We start from the raw sequence: 7,473 nt of genomic DNA, 5'->3' as shown, positions 1-7,473 counted from the left end.
CGCCACCGCCCAGCCGCGCGGCGGTGCCTGCTCGGCCGCCGTCTCCGTCGAGGGGTTCTCCGACGCCCTCGACAAGACGACGTACCAGGGCACGTTCGTCGGCAACCTCTCCGCGCTCGCCGTGGACCGCGACGGGGCCGTCGCCGCGCTCTCCGACCGGTCCTCCCTCTTCACCCTGGACCCGGGGACCCTGCGCCCGCGCTCCGTCGTCCCGCTCGCCGACGAGGGCGGCGCCGCGCTCGACTCCGAGGGGCTCGCCGTCGACCGCGACGGCACCCGGCTCGTGTCCTCCGAGACCGAGCCGTCGGTACGCCGGTACGGGAAGGACGGCGCCCTCCTCGGGCGCCTCCCCGTGCCGGACGCCCTGCGCGTCGCCCCGGCGGGCCGCGCCACCGCGAACCAGACCTTCGAGGCGCTGACCCTCCTCCCCGGCGGCCGCACCCTGCTGGCCGGCATGGAGAGTTCCCTGGCCGGCGACACCCCCGGCGTCGTACGCCTGCAGACCTGGGAGCGCGGCGGTCACCGGGACTTCCGGCCCGCCGTCCAGTACGGGTACCGCACCGACGGCGGGCTCGGGCTCGTCGAGGCCGCCGCCGTCCCCGGCGGCCGCCTCCTCGTCCTGGAGCGCGGCTTCACCTCCGGGGTCGGCAACACCGTCCGCCTCTACCTCGCCGACCTCCGCCGTGCCACGGACACCTCCCGCGTCGAGGCGCTGACCGGCCAGGACGGCGTACGCCTCGTGCGCAAGACCCTCCTCGCCGACCTCGTGGACTGCCCCTCCCTCGGCGCGACGGCCAAGCAGCCGCAGCCCAACCCGCTCCTCGACAACATCGAGGGCATGGCGGTCACCGGCACCTCCCGAGGCACCCTGCGGGTCCTCCTGGTCAGCGACGACAACCAGGGCGCCACCCAGACCACCCGCTTCTACTCCCTGCGCGTACGCCCCTGATTGTTGCGGAGGGATGAAATCCGCTTCCCGCCGCGTTACTGCCTTCCGGACGATCAGGACTGAAGGGTCGAAGGAAGGCACCAGGAGTGACAACGCAGCGGGGATGGGCACGGCGGCTGGCCGGGTACGCCTGGCGGTATCCGAAGGACGTCGTGCTCGCGCTGGGCGCCTCGCTCGGGGGCATGGCCGTCATGGCCCTCGTGCCCCTCATCACCAAGGTGATCATCGACGACGTCGTCGGCGACCACTCACGCGACATGGGCCCCTGGGCCGGCGCGCTCCTCGGCGCCGGCGTCCTCGTCTACGTCCTCACCTACATCCGCCGCTACTACGGCGGCCGGCTCGCGCTCGACGTCCAGCACGACCTGCGCACCGACATGTACGCCACCATCGTGCGCCTCGACGGCAGACGCCAGGACGAGCTGTCCACCGGCCAGGTGGTGGGGCGCGCGACCAGCGACCTCCAGCTCATCCAGGGCCTGCTCTTCATGCTCCCGATGACGATCGGGAACGTCCTGCTCTTCCTGATCTCCCTGGGGATCATGGCCTGGCTGTCCCTCCCGCTCACCCTCGTCGCCCTCGCCGTCGCCCCCGCCATCTGGTTCATCGCCCGCCGCAGCCGCTCCAGGCTCCACCCCGCGACCTGGTACGCGCAGGCGCAGGCGGCGGCCGTGGCCGGGGTCGTCGACGGCGCCGTCAGCGGCGTACGCGTGGTGAAGGGCTTCGGGCAGGAGGACCAGGAGACCGGGAAGCTCAGGGAGATCGGCCGCCGCCTCTTCGCGGGGCGGCTGCGCACGATCCGGCTCAATTCCAAGTACACCCCGGCCCTCCAGGCCGTTCCGGCGCTCGGGCAGGTCGCCATGCTGGCGCTCGGCGGCTGGCTGGCGGTGCGGGGAGAGGTCACCCTCGGTACGTTCGTCGCCTTCTCCTCCTACCTCGCCCAGCTCGTCGGACCGGTACGGATGCTCGCCATGGTCCTCACCGTCGGCCAGCAGGCCCGGGCCGGCGCCGAACGCGTCCTGGAGCTGATCGACACCCGGCCGGCCCTGGAGGACGGCACGAAGACCCTCCCGGCCGACGCCCCCGCGACCGTCGAGTTCGACGGCGTCTCCTTCGCCTACGACGACGCCCGGCCGGTCCTGGACGGCCTCAGCTTCGAGATCCGCGCCGGCGAGACCCTCGCGGTGGTCGGCTCGTCCGGCTCCGGCAAGTCCACCGTCTCCCTGCTCCTGCCGCGCTTCTACGACGTGACCGGCGGCGCCGTCCTCATCGGCGGCCTCGACGTGCGCGAGCTGACCCTCGACTCGCTGCGGGCCGCCATCGGGCTCGTCCCCGAGGACTCCTTCCTCTTCTCGGACACCGTCGCCTCCAACATCGCCTACGGCCGCCCCGAGGCCACCCGCGAGGAGATCGAGACCGCCGCCCGGGCCGCCCAGGCGCACGACTTCATCGCCGCGCTGCCCGACGGCTACGACACCAAGGTCGGCGAGCACGGCCTCACCCTCTCCGGCGGCCAGCGCCAGCGCGTGGCCCTGGCCCGCGCGATCCTCACCGACCCGCGCCTGCTGGTCCTCGACGACGCCACCTCCGCCGTCGACGCCCGGGTGGAGCACGAGATCCACGAGGCCCTGCGCGGCGTCATGGCGGGCCGCACCACCCTCCTCATCGCCCACCGCCGCTCCACCCTCAACCTCGCCGACCGCATAGCCGTCCTCGACGGCGGGCGCCTCGCCGACATCGGCACCCACGAGGAGCTGACCCGGCGCTCCCCGCTCTACCGCCGCCTGCTCACCGACCCGGACGAGCTGGGCGGCACCTCGCCCGGCCACGTCCCGGCCTCCTCCCCGGCTGAGGACACCGCCGGGGACACCTCCGTGCGCGAGGAGCTGGACGCGGAGTTCGACGCCGAGCGCGGTGTCACCCCGCGGCTGTGGACCGGCGACCGCGAGCCCAAGGACATGGCGCTGGCCGGCACGCCCGCCACCCCCGAGCTCCTCGCCCAGGTCGACGCGCTGCCGCCCGCCACCGACACCCCGGCCGTCGACGAGGCGCGCGCGGTCACCCCGGAGGACTCCTACGGGCTGCGGCGGCTGCTGAGGGGCTTCGGGCTGCCGCTGCTCATCAGCCTCGGCCTCGTCGCCGTCGACGCGGGCATGGGCCTGCTGCTGCCGGTCCTGATCCGGCACGGCATCGACGAGGGCGTCACGCAGATGGCGCTCGGCGGCGTGTGGGCGGCCTCGGTGATCGCGCTGATCAGCGTGCTCGTCCAGTGGGCGGCGCAGACCGGCGAGATCCGGATGACCGGACGCACCGGCGAACGGGTCCTGTACGCGCTCCGGCTGAAGATCTTCGCGCAGCTCCAGCGGCTCGGGCTCGACTACTACGAGCGCGAGCTGACCGGCCGGATCATGACCCGGATGACGACGGACGTGGACGCCCTGTCCACGTTCCTGCAGACCGGCCTGGTCACCGCCTTCGTCTCCGTGGTCACCTTCTTCGGCATCATGGCCGCGCTGCTGGTGATCGACGTCCAGCTCGCGCTGGTGGTCTTCCTGACGCTGCCGCCGCTGGTCGTCGGCACGTTCTTCTTCCGCCGCTCCAGCGTCAAGGCGTACGAACTGGCCCGTGAGCGGGTCTCCGTGGTCAACGCGGACCTCCAGGAGTCGGTGGCGGGACTGCGCATCCTCCAGGCGTTCCGGCGCGAGGGCGCGGGCGCCACGCGCTTCGCCGAGGGCAGCGACAGCTACCGCCAGGCGCGCATCCGCGGCCAGTGGCTCATCTCCGTCTACTTCCCCTTCGTGCAGCTGCTGTCGTCGGTGGCCGCCACCGCGGTGCTGGTCGTCGGCGCGGGGCGGGTCGACGCGGGCACCCTCACCACCGGCGCGCTGGTGGCGTACCTGCTCTACATCGACCTGTTCTTCGCCCCCGTGCAGCAGCTGTCGCAGGTCTTCGACGGCTACCAGCAGGCGACCGTCTCGCTGGGCCGCATCCAGGAGCTGCTGCGGGAGCCCACGTCCACGACGGCCGCCGACAAGCCCCTTGAGGTGCTGTCCCTGCGCGGCGAGATCGCCTTCGAGGACGTGGACTTCGCGTACGGGGCCACCGGAGAGGGAGCGGCGGAGGAGGCCCTCAGCGGGGTCGCCCTGCGCATCCCGGCCGGGCAGACCGTCGCGTTCGTCGGCGAGACGGGCGCGGGCAAGTCGACCCTGGTGAAGCTCGTCGCCCGGTTCTACGACCCCACCGGCGGCCGGGTCACCGTCGACGGCACGGACCTGCGCTCGCTCGACCTGACCTCCTACCGGCACCGGCTCGGCGTCGTCCCGCAGGAGGCGTACCTCTTCCAGGGCACGGTCCGCGACGCCATCGCGTACGGGCGCCCCGACGCCACCGACGCCGAGGTGGAGGCGGCGGCCCGCGCGGTCGGCGCCCACGACATGATCGCCACGCTGGACGGCGGCTACCTCCACGAGGTCGCCGAACGCGGACGCAACCTCTCCGCCGGGCAGCGCCAGCTGATCGCGCTGGCCCGCGCCGAGCTGGTGAACCCGGACATCCTGCTCCTCGACGAGGCCACGGCCGCGCTCGACCTGGCCACCGAGGCCCAGGTCAACCAGGCCACCGACCGCATAGCCGGCCGCCGCACCACGCTGGTGGTCGCCCACCGGCTGACCACCGCCGCCCGGGCGGACCGGGTCGTGGTGATGGCCGGCGGCCGGGTCGCCGAGGACGGTACGCACGACGAACTGCTGGCCCTCGACGGCCGGTACGCGCGGCTGTGGCGGACCTTCGTGGGGGAGCCCGACCCGGTCGGCACCGCAAGGTGAGGTGAATACGCAGAAATACCGCAACCGGTGGGTAGGGCAACCGTGTGCCGTACGCCATGCGTCCGTACAGCAGTACGCACACGAGTACGCCGATGGCCGCGGGCCGTGGAGGGACACCAGTGGACATGGGCGCGATACGCCGGCGCCTCGCGCTCGGCACCGCCGTGCTGACGGCATCCGGACTGCTGGCGCTCGCGGGCCCGGTGGGCGAGGCGACGGCGGCGTCGCCGTGCGCCGGGCGCAAGGTCCGCACCCTGGGCTTCTCCACCGGCCACGTCGACGTCCACAAGAAGAGCGGATACGTCTGCGCGGTGACCTACCCCAAGAAGGTGGGCGCCCGCCGCTACATGATGGTCAGCGTGCAGGCCCGCGGAAGCCAGCGGGTGCCCAACGCCGGCCGCTTCGTGCGGTACGCGGGACCGGTGAAGGTGCACGCCGGGCACCGCTGCGTACGGATCAAGGGGGCGGTCGGTTCGGGCTCGGTCAGCACGGGCTGGATCCTCTGCTGAACCCCCGTCGGGCGATCTTCGCACCGACCCGTCCGCTATGTCCCTGACATCCCCTGGTGCGTCCGCTGCCGCTCCGCTAAGTTCCGGCGGACATCTGCGTATTCAGGGGAGAACGCATGCGCAAGACGCTCAGATGGCTGTTGTCCCTCGTGGTGCTCATAGGCACCGCGAGCACGGCCGGGGTGGCCACCGCCGCCCAGCCGGACGCCTCCGGCCCGAAGCTCGTCACGGACGAGTCCGCGGACATCAAGGACCGCATCCTCGCGATACCGGGCATGAGCCTGATCGAGGAGAAGCCCTACCCGGGCTACCGCTTCTTCGTCCTCAACTACACCCAGCCGGTCGACCACCGGCACCCGTCCAAGGGCACCTTCCAGCAGCGCATCACCGTGCTGCACAAGGACACGGCCCGCCCGACGGTCTTCTACACCGGCGGCTACAACGTCTCCACGAACCCCGGCCGCCGCGAGCCGACCCAGATCGTGGACGGCAACCAGGTCTCCATGGAGTACCGCTACTTCACCCCGTCGCGGCCCGCGCCGGCGGACTGGTCGAAGCTCGACATCTGGCAGGCGGCCAGCGACCAGCACCGCATCTTCAAGGCCCTCAAGCCGATCTACGACAAGAAGTGGGTCTCCACCGGCGGTTCGAAGGGCGGCATGACCGCCACCTACTTCGAGCGCTTCTACCCGCGTGACATGGACGGCGTCGTCGCGTACGTCGCCCCCAACGACGTGGTGAACAAGGAGGACTCGGCGTACGACCGGTTCTTCGCCAAGGTCGGCACCAAGGAGTGCCGCACCAAGCTGAACGCGGTGCAGCGCGAGGCGCTGGTGCGCCGCGCGCCGCTGGAGAAGAAGTACAAGGAACTGGCCGCCACCGAGGGCTACACCTTCAACACCATCGGCAGCCTGGACCGCGCCTACGAGGCCGTCGTCCTCGACTACGTGTGGGGCTTCTGGCAGTACAGCCTGCTCGCCGACTGCGAGGCGATCCCGGCGGACGCCAAGAACGCCACGGACGACGAGATCTGGACGTCCATCGACACGATCTCCGGCTTCTCGGCCTACACGGACCAGGGCCTGGAGCCCTACACGCCGTACTACTACCAGGCCGGCACGCAGCTCGGTGCGCCCACCATCGTCTTCCCGCACATCGAGAAGAAGTACATCCGCTACGGCTACCAGCCGCCGCGCAACTTCGTCCCGCGCGACATCACGATGAAGTTCCAGCCGGGCGCCATGCGCGACGTCGACTCCTGGGTCAAGCACAACGCGAACCGGATGCTGTTCGTGTACGGGCAGAACGACCCGTGGGGCGCCGAGCCGTTCCACCTGGGCAAGGGCGCCCGTGACGCGTACGTCTTCACCGCGCCGGGTGCGAACCACGGCGCCAACGTCGCGGGCCTCGTCCCCGACCAGAAGGCGCTCGCCACGGCCCGCATCCTGGAGTGGGCGGGCGTCGCCCCGGCCGCCGTCAAGGCGGACCCGGAGAAGGCGAAGCCGCTGGCCAAGTACGACTCGAAGCTGGACAAGCGCACGGTCGAGCGCCAGCTCCGCCCGTAGTCCCGCACGGGGCTCCGCGCCCGCCCGTCGTCGAGCCCCCGGCTCACAGCGGGCGGGCGCAACCCACCGGCTCCGGTCCGCCGAGCCGGACGTACAGCCGCGTCGACGCGGGACAGTCCGCACGCCGCTCCACGGCCGAGGTCACCCGGTACTCGGGGGCCCGGCCGCCCCGGCCGCCGTCCGCGTCGCACGCGGTCTCCCGCACCTCTCCCGCCCCGGCGCCGTAGACGCAGTCGCCGACGATGGTGCGCGGGCCCCCGCCGCGGCCCGGGTCGCCCGGGTGCGGGGCCTCCAGGTTGCGCATGCAGGCGTAGCCCCGCGGGACCGCGCCGTCGCCGTCCTCGTCGGCCGACGGCTTCTGCTCGCTGATGTGCAGCACGAAGTCCGTGGTGGCGGGGCAGGGCGGGCCGCCGGCGGCCCCGCCGTCGTGCCGGGCCACCACCCGGGCCGCCGCCCGCTCGCTGGTGCAGGGCACCTCGGTGAACGACTCGCGCCCGAACGAACTGCACTCGTCGATCCCCAGGAACACCGTCCCGTACCCGGAGGCCCGGGTCGGCGCCGGCACCGCGGTGCTCTCCCGCGCACCGTCCCCGTCGCCCCCGGACGACTGCCCGCACCCCATGAGG

The 7,473-nt window shown here is 72.5% G+C and carries 5 protein-coding genes; 4 read left to right on the top strand and 1 reads right to left on the bottom strand.

What is annotated here, in order from left to right; genetic code table 11:
- From FGF04_RS27400 to FGF04_RS27385, 4 genes are all read left to right on the top strand, one after another.
- The coding region (locus tag FGF04_RS27400; RefSeq protein ID WP_235882528.1) for an esterase-like activity of phytase family protein at positions 1-949 on the top strand (949 nt) is incomplete at its 5' end.
- 86 nt (positions 950-1,035) lie between these two features.
- On the top strand, positions 1,036-4,773 hold the full coding sequence (locus FGF04_RS27395; protein WP_149514018.1) for an ABC transporter ATP-binding protein: 3,738 nt from the start codon (positions 1,036-1,038) through the stop codon (positions 4,771-4,773).
- A 125-nt stretch (positions 4,774-4,898) separates the two neighbouring features.
- Entirely contained in the window at positions 4,899-5,282 is a 384-nt protein-coding gene (locus FGF04_RS27390) for a hypothetical protein (RefSeq protein ID WP_408055673.1), read from the top strand.
- A gap of 116 nt (positions 5,283-5,398) precedes the next feature.
- Entirely contained in the window at positions 5,399-6,847 is a 1,449-nt protein-coding gene (locus FGF04_RS27385; protein ID WP_149514016.1) for a S28 family serine protease, read from the top strand.
- A gap of 43 nt (positions 6,848-6,890) precedes the next feature.
- Here the strand turns inward: FGF04_RS27385 and FGF04_RS27380 are convergent.
- Positions 6,891-7,473 (bottom strand): hypothetical protein (locus FGF04_RS27380; protein WP_149514395.1); only part of this gene is annotated, 583 nt, incomplete at its 5' end.

Source organism: Streptomyces apricus, assembly GCF_008369065.1.
In the GTDB taxonomy this organism is placed as follows: domain Bacteria; phylum Actinomycetota; class Actinomycetes; order Streptomycetales; family Streptomycetaceae; genus Streptomyces; species Streptomyces apricus.
This window is presented reverse-complemented; position numbering and strand designations above follow the sequence as displayed.

Coding starts and splice junctions, on each gene's coding strand:
- FGF04_RS27385 (WP_149514016.1), top strand. CDS start 5,399: ATGCGCAAGACGCTCAGATGGCTGTTGTCCCTCGTGGTGCTCATAGGC.
- FGF04_RS27390 (WP_408055673.1), top strand. CDS start 4,899: ATGGGCGCGATACGCCGGCGCCTCGCGCTCGGCACCGCCGTGCTGACG.